Below are 1,036 nucleotides of genomic sequence, written 5' to 3'. Positions count from 1 at the left end.
GCACTGAACTTCTTCCTGGAGAGCAGCGGCCTGTTCGGCCGTCGCCGGGATGTGCGGATGAGCTTGCTGGTCTCGGCCGACGCCAAGTCCTCGCCCGGGGCGGTGCGGGTACTCGGGCCAGGGGTGCGGTTGCTCAACCGGATCCTGGGTTCCAAGGTGCGGTTCCAGCATCTGCCGGTTCCGTTCGAATTGTATTCGGACGGAATCGATCTGCCGGTGTTCGAGGAGTTCGGCGCCGGAACGGCCGCCCTGCACCTCAAGGATCAGTTCGAGCGCAACAAGCTGCTGGCCGACCCGGAGTACCGCCGCCGGTTCCGCAAGTCTTTCGACCGGCGCGTCCTCGGACCGACCTTGTGGCACCGCGACTTTCACGACGCCAGGATCGTCGAATGCCCGGACAAGACGCTGATCGGCAAGAGCTTCGGCCAGATCGCCGACGAGCGCGGTATCCACCCGCTCGACGCGTTCCTCGATGTGCTCGTCGACAACGGTGAGCGCAACGTGCGCTGGACCACCATCGTGGCCAACGACCGGCCGAAGTTCCTCGACAAGCTGGCCAAGGAGCCATCGGTACACATGGGCTTCTCGGATGCCGGTGCGCACCTGCGCAACATGGCGTTCTACAACTACCCGGTGAAGCTGCTCAAGCGGGTACGCGATGCGCAGCTGGCCGGGCGCCCGTTCATGACCACCGAGCATGCCGTGCACCGGCTGACCGCCGAGGTGGCCGATTGGTTCGGCGTCTCGGCAGGCACTCTGCGCCAGGGCGACCGTGCCGACTTCGTGGTGATCGACCCGGCCGGCCTCAACGAGACGGTCGAGGCGTATCACGAAGAGTCGGTCCCGTTCTACGGCGGCCTGAGCCGCATGGTGAACCGCAGCGACGACGCCGTCATCGCGACCGCGGTCAACGGCGCAGTGGTGTTCCGCAATGGTCAATTCCGGGACGGCTACGGTGAATCGGTGAAATCAGGACGTTATCTGCGGGCCGGCTCCGAGAAGCTGGACCATACGCCGGTCTAGAGATGGCCAGGAC

The 1,036-nt window shown here is 65.3% G+C and carries 1 protein-coding gene; it reads left to right on the top strand.

Annotated features, from left to right (window positions below; all coding sequences use genetic code 11):
- The coding region (locus tag IMZ11_RS42445) for a hypothetical protein (protein ID WP_228649219.1) at positions 1-1,023 on the top strand (1,023 nt) is incomplete at its 5' end.
- Positions 1,024-1,036 lie beyond the last annotated feature (13 nt).

This window comes from Microtetraspora sp. AC03309 (genome assembly GCF_020826795.1).
GTDB classification, from domain to species: domain Bacteria; phylum Actinomycetota; class Actinomycetes; order Streptosporangiales; family Streptosporangiaceae; genus Microtetraspora; species Microtetraspora glauca.
Note: the sequence above shows the minus strand (reverse complement) of the source record. Positions and strands in the feature narration are given on the sequence as shown.